The 19,583-nt window shown below is 75.5% G+C and carries 14 protein-coding genes; 6 read left to right on the top strand and 8 right to left on the bottom strand.

Features of this window, described 5'->3' with window-relative positions; genetic code table 11:
- Positions 1 to 15: 15 nt before the first annotated feature.
- Both tgmA and ACIQPQ_RS34160 read right to left on the bottom strand, forming a co-directional pair.
- Positions 16 to 207: a putative ATP-grasp-modified RiPP gene (gene tgmA / locus ACIQPQ_RS34165; protein ID WP_383778869.1), complete on the bottom strand. Its 192-nt coding sequence runs from the start codon at positions 205 to 207 to the stop codon at positions 16 to 18.
- Positions 208 to 421: 214 nt separating this feature from the next.
- Positions 422 to 703 carry a YkvA family protein gene (locus ACIQPQ_RS34160; RefSeq protein ID WP_383778871.1) on the bottom strand — a complete coding sequence of 94 codons (282 nt, stop codon included), beginning with the start codon at positions 701 to 703 and terminating at the stop codon, positions 422 to 424.
- 252 nt (positions 704 to 955) lie between these two features.
- Between ACIQPQ_RS34160 and ACIQPQ_RS34155 the strand changes: the two genes are divergently transcribed.
- Positions 956 to 2,116, top strand: coding sequence for a hypothetical protein (locus tag ACIQPQ_RS34155; RefSeq protein ID WP_401311884.1), 1,161 nt, complete (start codon positions 956 to 958; stop codon positions 2,114 to 2,116).
- A 213-nt stretch (positions 2,117 to 2,329) separates the two neighbouring features.
- Here the strand turns inward: ACIQPQ_RS34155 and ACIQPQ_RS34150 are convergent, their stop codons facing one another.
- Entirely contained in the window at positions 2,330 to 3,589 is a 1,260-nt protein-coding gene (locus ACIQPQ_RS34150) for a hypothetical protein (protein WP_401311882.1), read from the bottom strand.
- 252 nt (positions 3,590 to 3,841) lie between these two features.
- Between ACIQPQ_RS34150 and ACIQPQ_RS34145 the strand changes: the two genes are divergently transcribed.
- Positions 3,842 to 4,636, top strand: coding sequence for an SDR family NAD(P)-dependent oxidoreductase (locus tag ACIQPQ_RS34145; protein WP_401311879.1), 795 nt, complete (start codon positions 3,842 to 3,844; stop codon positions 4,634 to 4,636).
- A 488-nt stretch (positions 4,637 to 5,124) separates the two neighbouring features.
- On the top strand, positions 5,125 to 5,619 hold the full coding sequence (locus tag ACIQPQ_RS34140) for a roadblock/LC7 domain-containing protein (RefSeq protein ID WP_383778878.1): 495 nt from the start codon (positions 5,125 to 5,127) through the stop codon (positions 5,617 to 5,619).
- Positions 5,620 to 5,644: 25 nt separating this feature from the next.
- Here the strand turns inward: ACIQPQ_RS34140 and ACIQPQ_RS34135 are convergent, their stop codons facing one another.
- Positions 5,645 to 6,193 carry a hypothetical protein gene (locus tag ACIQPQ_RS34135; RefSeq protein ID WP_401311877.1) on the bottom strand — a complete coding sequence of 183 codons (549 nt, stop codon included), beginning with the start codon at positions 6,191 to 6,193 and terminating at the stop codon, positions 5,645 to 5,647.
- A gap of 278 nt (positions 6,194 to 6,471) precedes the next feature.
- Here ACIQPQ_RS34135 and ACIQPQ_RS34130 point away from each other — a divergent pair, with 278 nt between their 5' ends.
- Positions 6,472 to 8,235, top strand: a complete 1,764-nt coding sequence (locus tag ACIQPQ_RS34130; protein ID WP_401311874.1) for a protein kinase — start codon at positions 6,472 to 6,474, stop codon at positions 8,233 to 8,235.
- Positions 8,236 to 8,316: 81 nt separating this feature from the next.
- On the opposite strand, the gene ACIQPQ_RS34125 is transcribed toward ACIQPQ_RS34130, so the two are convergent.
- From ACIQPQ_RS34125 to ACIQPQ_RS34110, 4 genes are all read right to left on the bottom strand, one after another.
- Positions 8,317 to 9,681, bottom strand: a complete 1,365-nt coding sequence (locus ACIQPQ_RS34125; protein ID WP_401311871.1) for an FAD-dependent oxidoreductase — start codon at positions 9,679 to 9,681, stop codon at positions 8,317 to 8,319.
- 104 nt (positions 9,682 to 9,785) lie between these two features.
- Positions 9,786 to 12,419: a SpoIIE family protein phosphatase gene (locus tag ACIQPQ_RS34120; RefSeq protein WP_401312218.1), complete on the bottom strand. Its 2,634-nt coding sequence runs from the start codon at positions 12,417 to 12,419 to the stop codon at positions 9,786 to 9,788.
- 177 nt (positions 12,420 to 12,596) lie between these two features.
- Positions 12,597 to 15,167 (bottom strand): SpoIIE family protein phosphatase, encoded by a 2,571-nt coding sequence (locus ACIQPQ_RS34115; protein WP_401311868.1) that lies wholly within the window; start codon positions 15,165 to 15,167, stop codon positions 12,597 to 12,599.
- A gap of 120 nt (positions 15,168 to 15,287) precedes the next feature.
- On the bottom strand, positions 15,288 to 15,905 hold the full coding sequence (locus tag ACIQPQ_RS34110) for a TetR/AcrR family transcriptional regulator (protein ID WP_401311865.1): 618 nt from the start codon (positions 15,903 to 15,905) through the stop codon (positions 15,288 to 15,290).
- Between the two features lie 419 nt (positions 15,906 to 16,324).
- Here ACIQPQ_RS34110 and ACIQPQ_RS34105 point away from each other — a divergent pair, with 419 nt between their 5' ends.
- Together ACIQPQ_RS34105 and ACIQPQ_RS34100 are read left to right on the top strand one after the other, a co-directional pair.
- Positions 16,325 to 17,866 (top strand): APC family permease, encoded by a 1,542-nt coding sequence (locus ACIQPQ_RS34105; RefSeq protein WP_401311862.1) that lies wholly within the window; start codon positions 16,325 to 16,327, stop codon positions 17,864 to 17,866.
- 65 nt (positions 17,867 to 17,931) lie between these two features.
- The gene (locus ACIQPQ_RS34100) at positions 17,932 to 19,497 is read left to right on the top strand and encodes an amidohydrolase (protein ID WP_401311860.1); all 1,566 of its coding nucleotides are present in this window, start codon (positions 17,932 to 17,934) and stop codon (positions 19,495 to 19,497) included.
- Positions 19,498 to 19,583 lie beyond the last annotated feature (86 nt).

Below are 19,583 nucleotides of genomic sequence, written 5' to 3'. Positions count from 1 at the left end.
ATCGCTGACCCTGCGTCAGTCGTCGAAGTGGGTCTTGGACCCCGCGGTCGACGTCGTCGTCCCGAGTTCTCTGAGCAGAGCATGGTCGCGGGCGGCGATCCGGCCGTCGAAGAGCACGTTCAACTGCAGTCCTGGGTCGTAGGCGTATGGCGTGGCGAACTCCAACTCCGCCGCCGGGCGTGCGTAGTTGAGTGCGAACGGTTGCATCGTCTCTCCCTCGTCGGTACTGCCTCGATCACGCGGTGCCGCTGTGCGACGTCACTCGGGCCCGCTGCTTTGGTGCCACCTTCAGCTACTTATACGAATCGAACGGGTGGTTGGTTTCCTTACTCTCCGTGATCAACGCGGGGGTGGGGCGCGGCACACTGGGCTGAGCAGGGGCGATGGGCCTCGTACGGGGCGAAAACGTCTTTGAGAAAGGTCAGTTGGCGATGTCGGTGCGCTCGGGAACCCGCCGCATCGAGCGCAGGGCGAGCAGCAGGACACCGATGTCATCGAGATAGACCGGGTCGGGCACCAGATCGGTCGGCAGGACGAGGTACGCGACGGCACCCCAGAAGACCCACTTCGACCCGGTGGGCAGGCCCGCCCGCTTCAGCGCGCGCCGGGTCCGGACGAGGCGGACCAGCAGGAACGCCGCCACGGCGAGCAGAACCACCGCCACGACGACGGCGACGGTGACGAGCGTGGTGCTCGTGTCCACGGCCCCTCCCTGGGCGCGGTCCCGCCGCGCCGTCCGCAGGTCTCCCCGCTTGTCGATTTCCCCGTTCTCGGCTGCCGGATTCCCGTTTCGGGCCGAAATATCGCGCGGCCCGGCAGAAGTGTCCGGTGAGGGATGTCACACGGCTGCCTCCCCCGAGTGGCGGATGCCTCCGGCCGCCCCTACGAATGAGTCACGTCGCGTTCGCCTCTCGGGGGTTGCAGCAGCGACCGCATCCGTCAGAGAGAGCACAGCATGATCACCCGCTCCACGCGGTCCGTCACGGACGGTGCCGTCACGCCCCCCACTCCTCCGTCCCCCTCCCCCTCCGCCGGCCCCGCCGCGGAGCCCGGTCCCGCGTCCCCGGACGCGGGGGACGGCGTCGGCTACCCCGACCCCGTCGAGGGCCTGCTTCACACCGCCGCGGCCCACCGGCCGCTGGCGGACGTGGCCCATCTCGTCGCCCTGCTCGAAGAGTCCGAGGAGGGCGGCCCGGCCGCGGCCGACGTGCTGCGCGCCCTCGGGACCGACCGTCCGGTGGAGGACGTCGCCCGGCTGGTCGCCGTCCTGTCGCGGCCGCCGTACAGCCCCGACCACGCCGACCGGATGATCCACGCCGCCGCCGAGCACCGCCCGGTGGAGGAGGTGTCGCGGCTGATGACGCTGCTGTACCGGGAGCCCCTGGAGCCGCACTGCGGCGACGAGGCGGTCCGGGCCGCGGCCACCCGCCGGCCGGTCGAGGAACTCGTCGAACTCGTCGAGCGGTTGGCCCGCCACCGCCCCGCCCCGGCGCACCCCGCCGCCGACCCGGGCCCACCGGACGGCCCCGCCGTCCCGGAGGACGCCGACGGTCTCGCGGACGCGGAGCCTGACCCGTACGAGGCGTCCCTCGCCGCCGACGGCCTCCCGCCGCGTGCGCCGCGCCGGTCCGCACGCTCCGTGCGTCCGGGCCGCGCGCACCGTGAGCGCGGCGTCCGGCGCGATCCCGGAGGCGCCGCCTCCTGGACCGTGCGGGGCGCGGCGGTGGTGCTGGCCCTGTGCGGCCTCGCCCACGTCCCGCTGCACCGGGCCGGTGTCCCCACCGCGGCCCTGGCGGTGGCGGTGGCCCTGTCGGCGCTCTGTGTGCTGCTGGCCGTCGGCCTGACCCGCCGCGCGGCCCTGCCGCTGCTGGTGGCGGGCGTCCTGGTGCCGTCGGTGCTCGCGGCGGCCCAGGTCTCCGCGGGCCGCGTGGACGTGACGGGACTGCTGCCGCTGAGCGAGTCGACCCTCGTACCGCCGTGGATCGCGGGACCGCTCGCCGTCGCCGCCGCCCTGACGACGGCCGCCGCCCTGCTGGTCACCCTGCTCGGCGGCCGACACCCGCGGGCCACCGGGGCGGCCGTACGGCGGTCCCTGGCGGCCCGGCCGCTGGACTGAACCGCTGAACCGTCGGTGGAGCACCCCCCGCACGGCCGTGCCGGGCCGGTTCCGGAACCACCGGGACCGGCCCGGCCGGTGTGTGGGGGCGGCTGAGGGTGCGGGGGAGCGCCGAGGGCGCCGCGGAGGCGCCCGACGGGCCGACCGGTCTCAGCCGCACCGACCAGGCGCACCCTTCCGTCCCCTCCGGGGCGACTGCCGTCCCCGGGACGTCTACCGTCCCGTCGTCTCCGCGTGCCCCTCGGCGGCCTGGCGCTGCTCGGGCAGCCCGGCACCCTCGGAGGCGTCGGACGCATCGGACGCATCGGACGCGTCGGGCGGGCGGGGCGGCTCGGGTGACTCCGACGCGGGCCGCAGGCCCTTCGCCGTCTCCCTGAGCCGGTCCAGCGTCCGGCCGAACTGCTGGAAGGGCGACCCTGACTGCTTGGCGGCCTTCGCGGCCTTCGCGGACCCCTGCCGCGCGGTGTCGGCGCCCGTCTCCGCCGCGGCCTCCCGGTACACGGCCAGCGCCTCGTGGGCCTGCTCGGCGGCCTCCCGGTACAGGTCCCGGGCCTGCGTCATGGCCTCCAGGGCCTCCTTGTACATGGCCACGAGACTCCGCTCGCGGGCCAGCTCCTCCTCCAGCGTCAGCAGCCGCCACTCGTCGCGCAGCGCGCCGAGAGCGGCGGCGCCGCCCTCCGGCAGCGGGCGGGGCAGCGCGGCGAACCGGGTGACCGTGTCGAGGAGTTCGGTCGGGTGCGTGCCGTCGAGGAGCACGCTGCGCACCGAGAAGTCGCCCGACCCGTACCCCTCGGGCGCGGGCGACCCCGGCAGCACCAGGGCGCCGCCGCGCGGCAGTTCGACGTCGAAGTCGCGCAGCGCCCAGTTGACGGTGCGGAGTTGGTGCGGCGCCGCTCGGTGCTCGACCACCCGGTGGTGCAGCGCCTCGGGCAGCAGGGCGACCAGCGGGCGGCGGCCCCGTTCGTCGGGCGTCATCGCCTCGTGCACGACGACGTGGATCGCCCAGCCGTCCCGCTGGGCGTCGCGCAGGGCCCGCCGCAGGTCCTTCTCGTCGGCCGGGAGCGGGCTGATGTCGAGGAAGCGTCCGCCGCCCGCCGTCTCGTGGCCCCAGGGCGAGTCCGCCTCGCCGGGCCAGAACATCGCGGCGGGGGACGGCCAGCGCGGGTCCCAGGGCTGTTCCGCCTCCGCGACCAGCGTCCACTCCTGCCCGCGCCCGGACCACTCGCCGAGCGTCAGCCGGGCGCGCACCGTCACGTCGCCGGGCACCTGCCAGCGGGCTTCGAGGACCAGCTCCCCGGCGGTGTCGGCTTCCGGGACCTCCAGGAAGTCCTGGAGCCTCCCGTCGTCCTTGAGCGAGGCGAGATGCCCGCGCAGCACGTCGGGCGCGGTGGGCCCGGTGTGGCGGCCGCGGGTCAGCCAGACGGTGGACGGCACGGTCGACGGCGTCGGGCTCGGGGTCGGAGAGGTGAGCATGAGTCCCTTCGTGCGGGCGTGGGGGACGGGGACTGCCAGTATCGCCGCTGCGGCGACCGGCCCGGCGCCCGGGGTGGGTGGATTTCGGTCGCTTGGCGCATTCCCACCGCCGGGGCGTGTCACGCGTCCGTGGGGGCACCTGACCGGCGGCTCCCGCGCCGCGCCCGCGCGCCGCACGGGTGAGGGTGGCAGCAGCACCCCGGCGGCACGACAGCCGTACCGCAGCCGACCGCACCGCAGGAGGACCGCACGATGAAACTGGATCTCGAAGGACGGACCGCTCTGGTCACCGGCTCCTCGCAGGGGATCGGCGCGGCGATCGCCGTCGGGCTGGCCCGCGCGGGCGCCACCGTCGGCGTCAACGGCCGCGACGCCGACCGCCTCGAACGGAGCATCCGGGGCCTGCGCGAGCAGGTGCCCGACGGCCGGTTCACTGCCGTTGCCGCCGACGTCAGCACCGAGGAGGGCGCCGCCCGCGCCGTCGGACTGCTTCCCGAGGCCGACATCCTCGTCAACAACCTCGGCATCTTCGGCGCCCGGCCCGCGCTGGAGATCACCGACGACGAGTGGCGCCGCTACTTCGACGTCAACGTCCTCGCCGCCGTCCGGCTCACCCGCGCCTACCTGCCCCGGATGACCGGGCAGGGCTGGGGCCGCGTCCTGAACATCGCCAGCGACTCGGCCGTCGTCATCCCCGCGGAGATGATCCACTACGGCATGACGAAGACGGCGCTGCTCGCGGTGAGCCGCGGCTTCGCCAAGGAGGCGGCCGGTACCGGGGTCACCGTCAACTCGGTCATCGCCGGGCCCACCCACACCGAGGGCGTGGAGGACTTCGTCCGGCAGCTCGTCGGCGACGACCTCCCCTGGGACGAGGCCCAGCGCGAGTTCATGCGCGTACACCGCCCCCAGTCCCTCCTCCAGCGGCTGATCGAACCCGAGGAGATCGCCAACCTGGTCGTCTACCTCAGCACCCCGCTCGCCTCCGCCACCACCGGCGGCGCCCTGCGCGTCGACGGCGGCTACGTCGACTCCGTCCTGCCGTAGGACCGCCACTCCCTCAGGACCGCGACCCCCGTAGGACCGCGAGGCGGGACTCCCGCCCGGTGCCGCCGTCCGCGCACACGGGGTGTGCGCCGTTCACCCCGGCGCGTCGGCGCACACCCGTGGCCGCGCGCCGGGCGCATCCGCACAATCGAGCCAGCCGGACGGGACCCGCCCACCATCCGCGTCGGGGCGGGGCCCGTCCGCGCGCTCGTACACCCGTACGCCATGGGCCCGCGCGCCTGCGCCGACCGGGCCCAGATGCTGCCAGGCCGACGCCGTCTCGTGGCCGCCGCACATTCCAGCGGAAAATGCCGAAGCGGCCCCCGGGCGCCACCACTTTCCGTAACCTCGTCATCACGCTTCCCGGTGGCGCCGTCCCGCCGTGCCGCGTCCCGCCCTGCCCGTCCGTCCCGCCGGGTCCCGGGGGAGGGGGCCGACCGGTGACCGCCGTGCCGCCCTTCGCCACCGCGCCGCAAAGGAGATCCGTCATGGCCGTCGAGGCCGAGGTCCTGAACGAACTGCACCGGCTGCGCACGCGCGTGCCCCAGCTGACCGGGGCGCTCGCCGCGAGCGTCGACGGTCTCGTCCTCGCCCAGGACCTGCCCGGCGTCCAGCCGGAGGGGCTCGCCGCGCTCACCGCGGCGGCCCTCGGCGTCGGGCACCGCATCGCCGACCTCACGGTCCGCGGCGACTTCCGCGAACTGCTCGTGCGCGGCGCCGACGGCTACGTCGCCACCTACGCGGCCGGACCGACCGCCGTGCTCACCCTGCTCGCCGACGACCGCGTCAACGTCGGCCGCCTGCACCTGGAGGGCCGCCGCAGCGGTGCCCGCATCGCGGAGCTGATGGCGACCCGGCTCACCCCGGAACCGTTACGGGCCGAACGCCCGCCGCCGCCCCCGCAGGAACGCGCCCTGGGCTCCCTCCCGGTGCGCATACCCCGCCAGTTCAGGGTGGTCCCGGGACCCGACCTCGGCCGATGAGCCCCGGCCGGTCCCGCCCGTCCCCTCAGACGCCGCCGGGCGTCTGCGGCCGCCGCCTGCGGCCCACCCCCCGGCGGACCCGCTCCGGGCCGCCGCCGCCCGCGCCGGGCGCGCTGAACCCGCCCGGCACGAAACGGGGCGGCGCCACCGCCGGGAGCGGCGCGGACGGAGGACGGTCGTCCGCCGGACGCTCCCCGGCGCCCGTACGCTCCCCGGACGGCCCGGCCGCGCGGGGCGCGGGCGGCGCGGGGCGGCCGATGACCCGCGTGTGCGGCATGCAGGAGGCGCACGCCGAGCAGACCTCGCTCAGGCTCCACACCTGCCCCACGGCCGGATCGTGCCGCAGCACGAGGACCACCGAGCCCGCGCACGTGACCCGCGCGCCCTCGTGCGACGCGCAGCGCTGCCGACGGCACCAGCAGGCGGCGTCGGACCGGACCGCCGCCGCGCGCGCGTGCGCGGCGGCGTGGGCCTCGGCGAAGCGGCGCAGGGCCGCCAGATCGCGCGAGCGCGGCGGCATCGCGCACGCGGAGGAACAGGTGACGGACGCGGTGCGGTCCCGGTGCCCGACCACACGGATCGTCCAGCAACGGCCCGGACGTCGGGCTGACGGCGCTTCAGGGTACGTTTGAGCCAAGGCCAGTTGTCCTTAGTGGGGGCGGGCGGAGGGCGGACACTCCGAGCCGGTCGCGGCACGGCCACGGGGAGTGACCTCCCTCACATCATGCCCGTGCGGCGGCGGACCATTCGCGCGGCGCACCCTCGACCGGCGCACAACCCGCCCGCGTCGGAGCACACGGGGGACCGGACCGGGGGCACAAGGCGGCGCGTCCGGGCTCTAAGCTCCCCTTCATGAGCACTGGGGGATCGGACAGACGCGTCGTCGACGGGCGCTTCGAACTCGTCGAGCGGCTCGGCGCCGGAGGCATGGGCTGGGTGTGGCGCGCCCACGACACGGCGCTCCACCGCGACGTCGCCGTCAAGGAGGTCCGCCCGCCCGACCCGGCCCTCGCCGAGTACGATCCCGAGGGCGCCCGGACCCTCCGCGAGCGGGTCCTGCGGGAGGCCCGCGCCCTCGCCCGCGTCCACCACCCCAACGTCGTCACCATCCACCACATCGTCGACGGCGGCGACCGCACGTACCCGTGGATCGTGATGGAGCTGGTGACCGGCGGCTCGCTCCAGGACCGCCTGGACCGCGGCACGCTGACGCCGCGGGAGGCCGCCGGGCTCGGCCGCGAGCTGCTGTCCGCGCTGCGCGCCGCGCACGCCGTCGGCATCGAGCACCGCGACGTGAAACCCGCCAACGTGCTGCTGCGCCCCGACGGGCGGCCCGTCCTCACCGACTTCGGGATCGCCGCCCTGCGCGAGTCCGTCGGCCTCACCGTGACCGGCGCCGTCATCGGCTCCCCCGACTTCATGGCGCCGGAGCGCGTCACCGGCAAGGAGGGCGGCCCCGCCGCCGACCTCTGGTCCCTCGCGATGCTGCTGTACGTCGCCGTGGAGGGCCACCACCCGATGCGCCGCGGCTCCACCCTCGCCACCCTCGCCGCCGTCCTCGCCGAGGACGTGCCGCCGCCCGTCCGCTCCGGCCCGCTCACCCCGGTCCTGGCCGCCGTCCTGGTACGCGACCCGCTCGCCCGCCCCGACGCCGACACCCTCGACCGGATGCTCGCCGCCGTCACCGACGCCCACCCCGCCCCGAGCGCCCCGCACCCGTACGCCGACGGGCCGCCCGCCGGGACCTTCGGACCACCCGCCACGCCCTACACGCCCCCGGCGGCCACCCCGCCCGGCGCCTACGGCCCGCCCGCCGCCGCCCGCCCCGCGCAGGGCTCCCCGACGTCCTACTCCCTCTCGCCCCCGGCGCTCGCCCCGGACCTGCCGACGCCCGCGCCGTCGCCGGTCGTCGCGACGGTCACCCCCGGCGGCCGGCGGCCCCGCCGCGGGCGCGTCCTGCCGGTGCTCTCCGTGGTCGTCGCCATGGCGTTCACCGGCGTCCTGGTGTGGAGCCTGCGCCCCGACGACGGCGACACCACCGACAGCGGCAAGGGAACCACCCCCGGCGCGGGCGCGACCCGTACGCCCGGCCCGAAGGGCTCCTCCTCCGGCGACGCCGCGCCCGTGGACTCGGGGGAGGACACCGACGCGAAGGGCGAGAAGGTCAACCTGCTCACCGCCGACGGACTGCGCCGCACCCAGGACGCGCTGACCGCCGTCATGGGCGGCAGCAAGGTCACGCGCCTCGTGGTCTACCCCGAGTACGCCATGGCCAACGCGCTCGTCCCGGGCAAGACCAAGAGCCAGGACAGCTACATGTACCGGGGCGGCGACGTCGCCGTGAAGCAGGGGCCCGGCGGCAGCGCCGGGAACGGCGTCGTCCCCGTCGACCTGAAGAAGTACGACTGGGACGCCGTGCCCAAGCTGTTCGCGAAAGCCGAACGCACCCTCAACGTGCCCGACCCCACCAGCCGCTACCTCGTGATCGAGCCCGCCTCCACGGTCTTCGACACCGAGCCCGCGATGCTCGTCTACCTCGCCGACGACTACGGCGGCGGCTACCTCCGCGCCACCGTCCGCGGCGAGGTCATCGCCAGCTACCCGCGCGAGGACTGACGGCGCGACCGGTACGGCGACGGGCCCGGAGGCGGGATGCCTCCGGGCCCGTCGGCCGTGCGCACGGCGCCGCGTCCGTCGTTACGCGCCGCTCTCGCGGAGCATGTCCTCCCGCTCGACGAGCTTCACGCGCTCACGGCCCTGCGGCTCGCCCAGCGCCTTCTCGGCGGCGTCCAGCTTGTACCAGCCCTCCCAGGTGGTGAACCGCACGCCCCGGTCCGCGAGGAACGCGTCCACGGCCTCTGGGTCGGGCGAGGAGGGGGTGTGCAGGCGGCCGTGGGCGAAGTCGTCCAGCAGGTTCGCGACCGTCTCGTTGGCATCGCCCTTGGTGTGGCCGATCAGACCGACCGGCCCGCGCCGGATCCAGCCCGTGACGTACGTCGACTGCAGGTGCGCGCCGGTCTCCTCGATGACGCGGCCGCCCTCGTCCGGGACGGTGCCCGACTCGACGTCCCACGGCAGCTTCGGCAGCTTGTCGGAGAGGTAGCCCACCGCGCGGTACACGGCCGTGACGTCCCAGTCCTTGAACGCGCCGGTGCCCTTGACGTTGCCCGTGCCGTCCAGCGCGGTGCGCTCGGTGCGCAGGCCCACGACCTTGCCGTCCTCGCCGAGGATCTCGGTGGGCGACTCGAAGAAGTGCAGGAACAGCTTGTGCGGGCGCTCGCCGATGTCGCGGATCGCCCAGTTCTCCAGCGTCTTCGCGACCATGTCGGCCTGCTTGTTGCCGCGCCGCGTCGCGATCGAGCCCTCGTCGTAGTCGATGTCCTCGGGATCGACGATGACCTCGATGTTGGGGGAGTGGTCCAGCTCGCGCAGCTCCAGCGGGGAGAACTTCGCCTGCGCGGGGCCGCGCCGCCCGAAGACGTGCACCTCCAGCGCCTTGTTGGCCTTCAGGCCCTCGTACACGTTCGGCGGGATCTCCGTCGGCAGCAGCTCGTCCGCCGTCTTGGCCAGCACGCGCGCGATGTCGAGCGCCACGTTGCCCACCCCGAGGACGGCGACCTTCTCCGCCTCCAGCGGCCAGGTGCGCGGCACGTCCGGGTGGCCGTCGTACCAGGACACGAAGTCGGCGGCGCCGTAGGAGCCGTCCAGCTCGACGCCCGGGATCGCCAGCTCGCGGTCGGCGGTGGCGCCGGTCGAGAAGACGACGGCGTCGTAGAAGGCGCGCAGGTCGTCCAGGTTCAGGTCGGCCGGGTAGTCGACGTTGCCGAAGAGACGGATCTGCGGCTTGTCGAGGACCTGGTGCAGGGCGGTGATGATGCCCTTGATGCGCGGGTGGTCCGGAGCGACGCCGTACCGGATCAGGCCGAACGGGGCGGGCATGCGCTCGAAGAGGTCGATGGAGACACCGGGCTCGGTGGCCACATCGGACTTGAGCAGCGCGTCGGCGGCGTAGATCCCGGCGGGGCCGGCTCCGACGATGGCTACCCGCAGAGGGCGGGGCATGATCAGGTTCCCTTCGAGCGGCGACAGATCGACTCGAGGGAAGCCTAAACTAAGGCAAGCCTAACCCGGTACGCGGGTCCGGTCTATGAGCCCATAAACCTGATTTATGAGTCAGAACCGGCCGTTCCGGCGCCGCCGCCCGCGGCGGGCAGCGGCTGTTCGGCCCAGATCACCTTACCCGCGGGCGTGTAGCGCGTGCCCCACCGGTCCGTCAGCTGCGCCACCAGGAACAGGCCCCGCCCGCCCTCGTCCGTCATCGCCGCGTACCGCAGGTGCGGCGAGGTGTTGCTGCTGTCGGAGACCTCGCAGATCAGCGTCCGGTCGCGCAGCAGCCGCACCCGGACCGGCGGGCTGCCGTAGCGGATCGCGTTGGTGACCAGCTCGCTCAGGATCAGCTCCGTCGTGAACGACAGCTCCTCCAGGTCCCACACGGCGAGCTGCCGGGCGACCGCCGCCCGCACCTCACCCACCGCCGCCGGGTCCACCGGCACCTCCCACTCGGCGACCTGCCCCGCGTCCAGCGCCCGGGTGCGCGCCACGATCAGCGCGATGTCGTCGCTCGGCCGGGCCGGGAGCATCGCCTCCAGAACCGCCCGGCAGGTCTCGTCCGGCGAGCTGTCCGTCCGCTCCAGCGCCGCGCGCAGCCTCCCCAGCCCGGTGTCGATGTCCTGCCTGCGGTCCTCGACCAGCCCGTCGGTGTACAGCACCAGCCGGCTGCCCTCCGCCAGCTCCAGTTCGGTCGTCTCGAACGGCAGCCCGCCCAGCCCCAGCGGCAGCCCCGCCGGGACCTCCACGAACTCCACCCGGCCGTCCGGGTGCACCAGGGCGGGCGGCGGATGCCCGGCGCGGGCCACGATGCAGCGCCGCGACACCGGGTCGTAGATCGCGTACAGGCAGGTCGCGCCCGCCACCGGCGCGGCCGTGCCGTCCGCCGTCTCGTCCTGATCGATCCGGGCCACCAGCTCGTCCAGCAGCCCCAGCAGCTCCTCCGGCGCCAGGTCCAGCGCGGAGAAGTTGTGCACGGCGGTCCGCAGCCGCCCCATGGTGGCCGCCGCGTGCAGCCCGTGCCCCACCACGTCCCCCACCACCAGCGCCACCCGCGCGCCCGACAGCGGCAGCACGTCGAACCAGTCGCCGCCCACCCCGGCCTGCGCGGGCAGGTACCGGTAGGCGATGTCCAGCGCCCCCTGCTCGGGCAGGGTCCGCGGCAGCAGACTGCGCTGGAGGGTGACGGCCATGCCGTGCTCGCGGGTGAAGCGCCGCGCGTTGTCGATGGAGACCGCGGCCCGCGCGACCAGCTCCTCCGCCAGCGCCACCTCCTCCAGGTCGAACGGCTCGGGCCGCTCCGACCGCCAGAAGCTGACCACGCCCAGCATCAGCGCACCGGCCCGCACCGGCACCGTGATCAGCGAGTGGATGCCGAACTCCACCACCTGCTCGGTCCGCTCCAGGTCCTGCGCCCGCCACCCCGGCGACTCCGCGAGGCGCGCCTCCAGCACGGGCCGCCCCCCGGTCAGCGACCGGGACTGCGGCGCGCTCTCCACGAACCGGATCTGCTCGCCGACCCCGTACAGCGGCGCGCCCTTGCGGATGCCGCTCGACGCCGACCGTCGCAGCGCGCCCCGCGCCTCCGGCTCCTCGCCGTGCAGCACCGCGTCGAACAGGTCGACGGTCGCGAAGTCCGCGAACCGGGGCACCGCCAGCTCCGCCAGCTCCTCCGCCGTCCGGGTGACGTCCAGGCTGGTCCCGATGCCCACCCCGGCCGCGTACAGCATGTCCAGGCGCTCGCGCGCCGCCTCCGCCCGGCCCGACAGCGCGCGCAGCTCCGTCGAGTCCCGCAGGGTCGCCACGCTGCCCGCCGGTCCGCCGGTCAGGTCCGTGGGCCGCTGGTTGATCGCCAGCAGCCGTTCGCCGACCAGGTGCACCTCGTCCGTCGCGACCCGCCCGGAGGCCAGCAGCTCGGCGGTGTCGTCGTCGAGGCCCAGCTCGCGCACCGTGCGCCGCTCGGCGTCCGGCGGCAGGTCGAGCAGCCGGTGCGCCTCGTCGTTGGCGAGCAGCAGGTCGCCGTCCCCGCCGACGATGATCACGCCCTCCCGCACCGAGTGCAGCACCGCGTCGTGGTGCTCGTACATCCGGGTCATCTCGCGCGGCCCGAGGCCGTGCGTCTGGCGCAGCAGACGGCGGCTGACCAGCGCGGTGCCCCCGGTGGCGAGGACCAGTCCGACGGCGGCCGTGATCAGCACCAGCGGCAGCTGACGGTCCGCGTTGCCGCCGACGCGCTCCGTGGTGATGCCCGCCGACACGAGGCCCACGATCCGCCCGTCGGGCGCCTTCACGGGCACCACGGCCTGCACCAGCCGCCCGATCGTGCCGTCGATCTCCTCGACGACGGTGCCGCCCGCCTGGGCGGGGGCCAGGTTGCCGACGAACTGCTTGCCGATACGGTCCGGCTTGGGGTGGGTGAACCGGATGCCCTGCGGGTTCGTCACCACGATGAAGTCGACCTCGGACGCCTTGCGGGCCGCCTCGGCGCGCGGCTGGAGCACCGCCGTCGGGTCGGGGCTCGCCAGGGCCGCCACGATGCCCGGGGAGTTCGCGAAGGTCTGCGCCACCGCGAGGGACCGGTTGCGGGCCTCCTGGACCGTGTCGTGCCGCACTTGGAGCACCAGGGCGAACACCGCGACCACGCCGAGGATCAGCACGATGACGGCCTGGAGCACGAACACCTGGGCGGCCAGACTGCGGCCGCCCCGCTTGGTCTCGGGCACGGGAGGGGCGAGCGGGCCCCGGGTCCCCTGAACCTGCCGGGTACCCGAACGCCCCAGGAGTCGGACCATGTGCCATGTCTACACCGCCGGGCCCCGAGTGGCGAGAGGCACCACGCGTGACGGCGGCCTCCTGCACGCCGAACACGCCTACGGGGTCGGCGGATCGAGGCGCGTGGCGAGCAGCAGCGCGATGTCGTCCGGACGGTCGACGGCATGCCGGGCCGTCGCGGTGAGCCGGTCCGCCACCCCCGCCAGCGACCACCCCGGTCCGGCCGCCGCGTCGGCCAGGACCGCGCGCAGCGCCGCGACCCCCTCGTCGATGTCGTGCCCCGGCCGCTCCACCAGCCCGTCCGTGTACAGGGCCAGGATGGCGCCCGCGTCCAGGCGCAGCTCGGTCACCGGGTAGTGCGCGCGCGGGTCCACGCCGAGCACCACCCCGCCCGGCAGGTCGACGACCTCGGTGCGTCCGTCGGGGTGGCGCAGCAGCGGCAGCGGGTGCCCGGCGCGGGCGGCGCGGGCCACGCCCGTGACGGGGTCGAGGCGGACGTAGCAGCAACTGGCGAACTGGCCGGGGTCGAGGTCGATGAGGAGGTGGTTGGTACCGCCCATCACCTCCTCGGGCGGACGGTCGCCGAGCGCGAAGGCCCGTACGGCGCTGCGCAGTTGCCCCATGGTCGCGGCGGCCTGCACCCCGTGTCCCTGCACGTCCCCGATGACCAGCGCCAGACCGTCCCCGGCCTCCACCACGTCGTACCAGTCGCCGCCCACCTCCATGCCCTCGGTGCCCGGCAGATAGCGGCCCGCCGTCTCCACCCGCGGGTGCCGGGAGAGGCGGTGGGGCAGCAGCGCCTGCTGGAGGCCGCGGGCGACGGCGGCCTCGGTGTCGTAGCGCTGGGCCTTCTCCATCGCGTGGGCGATCAGCCCGGCGAGGGCGGTCAGGACGGTGCGCTCCTCGGAGCCGAAGCTGCGTTCGCGGTCGAAGCCGAGGATGCACGAGCCGACGGGGCGGCCGGAGGCGATCAGCGGCAGGAAGGCGCGGGCGCCCTGCGAGGCGTCGAGCGGGATGCCCGGGTAGGCGCCCGCCAGCTGCTGCATCGAGTCGAAGAACAGCGGACGGCCCGTGGTCAGGGTCTCCACGCCCGGCAGCCGCTCGTCGAGGCCCACGCCCTCGAACGGGGCGAGGAAGCCGTCGGGGAAGCCGCTCTCCCACGCCAGGTACAGATGCCGGTCCTGGAGCAGGTAGATGGCGATCCGGTTCCCGCCGAACGCGGGCAGCAGCTCTTGCATCACCATCGCGGAGACCTGGCGGGCGGTCACCGCCTCGGTGAGCGCGATGGCGAGCGCGATCGGCCGGTACAGCGGGTCCGTCGCGGTCGCCGCCGCCGGGTCGGGCGCCGGGACCGGCGGCTGCCTGCCGGAGGCGTCGGCGACCGCGTCGGCGTCGGCCGGGTCGTCGGAGCCCGCCGCCGCGCGCGCCGGGTCCGGGGTGACCCGGTTCGCGGGCACGGCGGTGCAGGTCAGCAGGTCGAGGCCGGGATAGACGGCCAGACTCAGCCAGTCGCCCTCGTACGGCCGCGGGGACTCCGGTCCGGCCGGGGCGGCGGGGCGCCGTACGTGGAAGTGCACCGGTTCGGGCGAGACCAGCGCCCCGCGCAGGTGCTCCTCGCAGGCGGGCTGGTCCAGCCAGGGCACCGCCTCCCACAGGGACCGCCCGAGCAGCCGGGTGCGGGCGACGCCCAGCAGGTGCGCGGCGCGGGCGTTGGCGTAGACGACCGTGCCCAGCCGGTCCAGGCAGAACACCCCCTCCGGCAGCAGGTCGGCGGCGCCGTCCGCCAGCGCGCCCGGCCCCGGGTCGAGCAGCACCCCGGCCACCCGGTGCGGTCCGGTCGCTCCGGCGGACGGCGCCGCGGGGCCCGTGGGCCACAGCTCCAGCAGCCGCAGGCCGCCCCCGGCGGTCCGGATCTGCACGGGCGGCGGGGACGTGCCGCCGTGCGCGCTCGCGCGCAGCAGTTCGGGGAGACGGTGGGCGTCGGTGGGTTCCATCGTCCGGGCCAGCGCCGCCGGCGAGACGGGCTCCTCGTCGGCCGGGAGACCGAGCAGGGTGAGGGCGGCCTCGTCGGCCGTGACGGTGTCCGTCGCCGGGTCCCAGGCCAGATGCCCGACCCGGCCCAGCACCCGGCCGACGGCGGGCGGCCGTACGCACAGCGGTGCGTCGTCCCAGAAGCCCGTGCCGCCGTCGGCCTCCCGCTGCCGCAGGGCGGCGCCCAGCGAGTCGGCCAGCCGGGTGAGCCGCTCCCGCTCCGCCAGCACCTCCCCGGCGTCGGCGGCGGCCGGGCGCAGCACGGTGATCACCCCGAAACTGCGGTCCCCGGCCAGGACCGGCACGCTCAGCGAGCCGAACTGGAAGGGCAGCCCCGCCGCGAACTGGGGGTAGCGGCGCATGGCCTCCGCCGCGTTGGCGAGCACGACCGGGACGCGCAGCCGGTGCGCGTCCGCGACCGGGAAGGGGCGGCCCGCGCTCACCTGCCACCAGGGCCGGAACAACTCGCCCGGCAGCCCCGACAGCACGGCGAGCCGCAGCAGACCGGGCGTGCGGGCGCAGAGGTAGACGCCCCCGGCGCGCCCGCCCGCGGCCCGCAGCGCGTCGGCCACGACCCCGGTGAGCAGCGCGACCGGCGGCGCGGACGACTCCCGTTCGTCCCCGGCGCTCCCAGTCATTGCCTTACCTCGTCCCTGCGCCGCCCGAAGGGCGATACAGCAAGAATGCGCCACAGGGGGGCGGGTCTGCATCCGCGCGCGGGCCGGCGAGTGCCCCGCCCGGAGGCTCGGCGCGGGGCGCTACCGCCCGTCCCCGCCCGCCCGGACGTCCCGCGTGTGGGCCAGGAACGCCGTGAGGGCGACCTCGAAGGCCGAGTCGGCCCGGCCCTCCCCGGCCGCCGCGAGGGCACGGGCCAGGCGGGGCGTCGCGGCGCGGTCGGTCGGCTCCCAGAGCCGCTCGGGGGCCGCGAGGTCGATCGCCGAGCCGAGGACGATGATCTCCAGGGCACTGATCAGCGGCATCACGTCCGCGTCGGCGAAACCGGCGTCCAGCAGCATCGACACGGCCCGCTCGTACTGCGCCAGCACCCCGGGCGCGCGGACCGGGGAGGTCATCAGCATCGGGATGGTCCGGGGGTGTGCGGCGAACGCGGCCCGGTAGGACCGGGCCCAGGCCTCCAGCGCCGTGTCCCAGGGCACCTCGTCCAGCGTCCCCGGGTCGATCGCGGCGGCGACCCGCTCGCGCAGCAGCTCGACGATGCCGTCCCGGCCGTCGACGTGGTGGTACACCGACCCGGTCTGCACACCGAGCCGCCGCGCGATCTGCGGGACGGTGAACTCCCCCTGCTCGTCGACGAGATGCAGCGCGGTCTCGGTGATGCGCTCCCGGTCGAGGAGCGGTGTGCGCGGCCGGCCCATGGTCTGCGGTCCCCCTGAAGCTCTCGCGAAGGTCTTCCCGGATCTGCGACGGAAGGCTACATTGCGCAGACCGCGAAAACCGAAAGCCTTTAGATTTACGGTCTCCGGCGCACGTTATCCCCCCTGCGCCGGACCCGCGGGCACCGTGGTCCACCCGCCCCGACCCCGGCGGCGACCGGCTCCACCCCCCCCCACCTCCGCCCACCCCGCCCCGCTCCGGTCACCCCTTCCCGGCTGCGTCGGCCCACCCGCGGCTCGGTCCGCCCGGCCCCCCTGCCCTCCCCACCCGGTTGACCGTGCCCACCCACCCGGCAGTCCGTCCCCCCTCGCCTGGCAGTACCTCCCCTGCCGCCCGGCAGGCCGTCTCTCCCCCCGCCCGCCCGGCCTTCCTCCCGTCCGCTGTTCGAAGGGCTTCCACCATGTCCGTGACCACCCCCGGACCCGCTCCGGACGCGGCGCCGTCCGCCCCGGCGGGGCGTCTGCGCACCGGCAGCCTCGGCACCGCCGACATCGCCTTCTTCGTCGTCTCCGCCGCCGCCCCGCTCACCGTCATGGCCGGGGTCGCCCCGCTCGCGATCCTCCTCGGCGGCATCGGCGCCCCCGTCGGCTACCTCGTCGCCGGGCTCACCCTCGCCGTCTTCGCCGTCGGCTTCACCACGATGAGCCGCCACGTCACCAGCGGCGGCGCCTTCTACGCGTACATCACCCGCGGCCTCGGCCCCACCGTCGGCGTCGGCGCCGCCCTCCTCGCCCTCGTCGGCTACAACGGCATGGAGATCGGCGTCTACGGCCTCCTCGCCACCACCACCCAGGACACCACGCACGCCCTGTCCGGCACCGACCTGCCCTGGCTGCCGATCTCCCTCGCCGGACTGCTGCTCATCGGCTGGGGCGGCTTCCGCTCCATCGACTTCGGCGCCAAGGTGCTCGGCGTCCTGCTCGTCGCGGAGACCGGCATCCTCGTCCTGCTCGCCGGGGGCGTCCTGCTCCGGGGCGGCGCGCACGGCCTGTCCGCCGCCTCCTTCGCCCCCGGCAACGTGCTCGTCCCCGGCACCGCCGCCGTCCTCGCCTTCGCGTTCGCCGCGTTCACCGGCTTCGAGTCGACCGTCATCTACCGCCGCGAGGCCCGCGACCCGCAGCGCACCGTGCCCCGCGCCACCTACCTCGCGGTCGGCTTCCTCGGCCTCTTCTACGCCTTCGTCGTCTGGATCGCCGTCCAGGCCTTCGGCGACGACCGGGTCGTCGCCGCCGCCGGGAACGACCCCGCGGGACTCTTCTTCACCGCGATCGACACCTTCGTGGGCGGCTGGGCCGCCGACCTGATGCACGTCTTCATCGTCACCAGCGTCCTCGCCTCCCTCCTCGCCTTCCACAACGCCATCAACCGCTACGGTCTCGCCCTCGCCGAGGAAGGCGTGCTGCCCCCGGTGTTCGCCCGCATCCACCCCCGGCACGGCTCCCCGTACGTCGTCGGCATCGCGCAGACGATCCTCGGCGCGGCCGTCGTCCTCGGCTTCCGGGCCGCCGACGCCGACCCCTACTCCCAGCTGCTGCTCTGGGTGAACACCCCCGGCATGATGGGCCTGCTGCTGCTCCAGCTGTGCGCGGCGATCGCCATCCCCTGCTACTTCCGGCGCGTACGCCACCAGGAGGGCGTCCTGCGGACGGTCGTCGCGCCCGTCGTCGCGGCGGTCCTCCTCGCCACCGCGATCGTCCTCGTCGTCCAGCACGTCGACCTGTTCACCGGCGCCTCCACCACCGTGAACACCGTCCTCGTCGCCGCCGCGCCCGCCGTCTTCGCCGCGGGACTCCTCCTCGCCCGCCGCCTGCGCCGCCGCCGACCGGAGGTGTACGCCCGCTTCGGCACCGAGCCCGCGGTGCCCGGCGAGCCCGCCGGGCCGGACGAACCGACGGGGGCAACGGGTTCGGCGGGGACGGCGGCGCCCACCGCCCGCCCGTAGCCCCGCCGTCGCCGTACCGCCGTAGCGCCGTACTGAAATTCCGTACCGAACAAGGGAGTTCCCCCATGCCCACCGCCGACCTCATCGTCACCGGAGCGCGGGTCCGTACGCTCGACCCGGAGCGGCCGTGGGCCGCCGCCGTCGCCGTGCGGGACGGGGTCGTCGCCGCGGTCGGCGAGGAGAGCGACGTACGCGACTGGCGCGGGCCCGGCACCGAGGTCGTGCGGCTCGGGGGCGGGCACCTGGTCCCCGGGCTGGTCGACGCGCACAGCCACCCCGTGTGGGGGCTGGACATGGCGACGGGCACCGACCTGTCGGGGGTGACCGACCTCGCCGGGCTGCGGGCAGCGCTGGCCGCCGCCGACCGCGTCGACGGCTGGGTCACGGGGTACGGCCTCGACCACAACGCCTTCGAGGGCTGCCCCGTCGACCGCGCCCTTGTCGAGGACGCGCTCGCCGGGTCACCGGCCTTCCTGCGCCTCTACGACGGCCACTCCGCCCTCGCCGACGGCAAGGCCCTGGCCGCCGCCGGGATCACCGGCCCGCGCGCTTTCGCCCAGCACTCGGAGGTGGTCTGCGACGCCGACGGCCGCCCCACCGGACACCTCGTCGAACACGCGGCCATGGACCTCGTCACCGCCCTCGCGCCGCGCGCCCCCCTGCACACCCGCCGCGCGCGGCTCCTCGACCTGCTGAACGCGATGGCCGCGCACGGGCTGACCGGCGCCCACGTCATGGACGCGGGCGACCCCGACCTGCTCGCCTCCGTCGCCGAGGAGACCCCGCTGCCCGTACGGCTGCGGTTCGCGCCCTGGTGCATGCCCGGCGCGGACCAGACCGCCCTCGCGGAACTGATCGGCCTCCAGGGCACGGGCGGGCGGCACTGGCGGATCGACGGGGTCAAGTTCTTCATGGACGGCACCGTGGAGGGCGGCACCGCCTGGCTGGAGCACGCGGACTGCCACGGCCGCGGCACCGACGCCTTCTGGCCGGACCCGGACGCCTACGCCGCCGCCGTCCGCACCCTCCACGCGGCCGGGGTCCGCACCGCCACGCACGCCATCGGCGACGCCGCCGTCCGCCACGTCCTGGACACCGTCGCCGCGCTCGGACCGGGCGGCCGGCACCGGCACCGGATCGAACACATCGAGACCGTCCCGGACGACCTCCTGCCCCGGTTCGCGGAGACCGGCACGGCCGCCTCCATGCAGCCGCCGCACACCGCCTACACCCGGTCCGACGGCACCGACGAGTGGTCCCGGCGGCTGGGCCCCGACCGCGCCGCGCGCGCCTGGCGGCTGCGCGACCTGCGGGACGCGGGCGCCACCGTCGCCCTCGGCTCGGACTGGCCCATCGCCCACCACGACGTCCGCGCGGTCCTGGCCACCGCCCGCAGCCCCCGCGGCGCCGCCGCCCGGCCCGGCCTCACCGGTCTGGAGGCCCTGGAGGGCTGCACCACCCACGCCGCCCGTGCCGCGGGCGAACAGGACCGGGCCGGACGGATCGCCCCCGGCCTGCGGGCCGACCTCACCGCGCTGGCCGTCGACCCGGTCGAGGCCCCGGCCGACGAACTCGCCGACAGCCCCGTCCTGCTCACCGTCACCGGCGGACACGTCGTGCACCGGGGGTGAGGGACGGTCGTACGAGGGCGGGTACGGGTGTGGCCACCCCCGGCGTTGCGGCGTGGCCGCCCCCGGTGTTCCGGCGTGGCCGCCCG

It is taken from the genome of Streptomyces sp. NPDC091281 (genome assembly GCF_044757425.1).
In the GTDB taxonomy this organism is placed as follows: domain Bacteria; phylum Actinomycetota; class Actinomycetes; order Streptomycetales; family Streptomycetaceae; genus Streptomyces.
This window is presented reverse-complemented; position numbering and strand designations above follow the sequence as displayed.

Excerpts from the sequence above, each read along its gene's own strand:
- tgmA (WP_383778869.1), bottom strand. The coding sequence starts at position 207 with ATGCAACCGTTCGCACTCAACTACGCACGCCCGGCGGCGGAGTTGGAG.
- ACIQPQ_RS34155 (WP_401311884.1), top strand. The coding sequence starts at position 956 with ATGATCACCCGCTCCACGCGGTCCGTCACGGACGGTGCCGTCACGCCC.
- ACIQPQ_RS34150 (WP_401311882.1), bottom strand. The coding sequence starts at position 3,589 with ATGCTCACCTCTCCGACCCCGAGCCCGACGCCGTCGACCGTGCCGTCC.
- ACIQPQ_RS34145 (WP_401311879.1), top strand. The coding sequence starts at position 3,842 with ATGAAACTGGATCTCGAAGGACGGACCGCTCTGGTCACCGGCTCCTCG.
- ACIQPQ_RS34140 (WP_383778878.1), top strand. The coding sequence starts at position 5,125 with ATGGCCGTCGAGGCCGAGGTCCTGAACGAACTGCACCGGCTGCGCACG.
- ACIQPQ_RS34130 (WP_401311874.1), top strand. The coding sequence starts at position 6,472 with ATGAGCACTGGGGGATCGGACAGACGCGTCGTCGACGGGCGCTTCGAA.
- ACIQPQ_RS34125 (WP_401311871.1), bottom strand. The coding sequence starts at position 9,681 with ATGCCCCGCCCTCTGCGGGTAGCCATCGTCGGAGCCGGCCCCGCCGGG.
- ACIQPQ_RS34115 (WP_401311868.1), bottom strand. The coding sequence starts at position 15,167 with ATGACTGGGAGCGCCGGGGACGAACGGGAGTCGTCCGCGCCGCCGGTC.
- ACIQPQ_RS34110 (WP_401311865.1), bottom strand. The coding sequence starts at position 15,905 with ATGGGCCGGCCGCGCACACCGCTCCTCGACCGGGAGCGCATCACCGAG.
- ACIQPQ_RS34105 (WP_401311862.1), top strand. The coding sequence starts at position 16,325 with ATGTCCGTGACCACCCCCGGACCCGCTCCGGACGCGGCGCCGTCCGCC.
- ACIQPQ_RS34100 (WP_401311860.1), top strand. The coding sequence starts at position 17,932 with ATGCCCACCGCCGACCTCATCGTCACCGGAGCGCGGGTCCGTACGCTC.